The 415-nt window shown below is 77.6% G+C and carries 1 protein-coding gene; it reads right to left on the bottom strand.

The window, feature by feature from the left end; translation table 11 throughout:
- A partial coding sequence (locus VTU_RS30430) for a mannitol dehydrogenase family protein (protein ID WP_010110772.1) occupies positions 1-415 on the bottom strand: 415 nt, incomplete at both ends.

The raw sequence follows: 415 nt of genomic DNA, 5'->3' as shown, positions 1-415 counted from the left end.
CTGCGCGGGGTCGCCGCCCGTATCGGCGGCGGCGTCGGCGAGCGCCTGCTGCTGCGCCAGCGCGTCGGCGAGCGGGTCGTGGATGGCGTAGCCCTGGCCGTGTTCGTCGCGGCCGCGCAGGTGCTGTAGCCAGGCGGCCACGGCGAGCGCGAGCAGCCCGATCGGCGCCCCGGCGGCGAGCCGCTCGCGCACCGCGGCGAGCAGGCGCTGCGGCAGTTTCTGCGAGCCGTCCATGGCGATCTGCGCCGTGCGGTGCGCGAGCGCGGGGTTGGCGAAGCGCTCCAACAGGCGCGCGCGGTAGGCGGCGACGTCCAGGCCGGCGAGCGCGGGCAGCGTGGGCTCGATCTCCTCGTGCATCAGGCGCCCGAGGTAGCGGCGCAGGGCCGGCTGCGCGAGCGCGCGGTCCACCGTTTCG

The sequence above is a fragment of the Verminephrobacter aporrectodeae subsp. tuberculatae At4 genome (assembly GCF_000193225.1).
Lineage (GTDB): Bacteria > Pseudomonadota > Gammaproteobacteria > Burkholderiales > Burkholderiaceae_C > Acidovorax > Acidovorax aporrectodeae.
The sequence above is the reverse complement of the archived record's forward strand: the minus strand, read 5'-3'. Positions and strand labels throughout refer to the sequence as shown.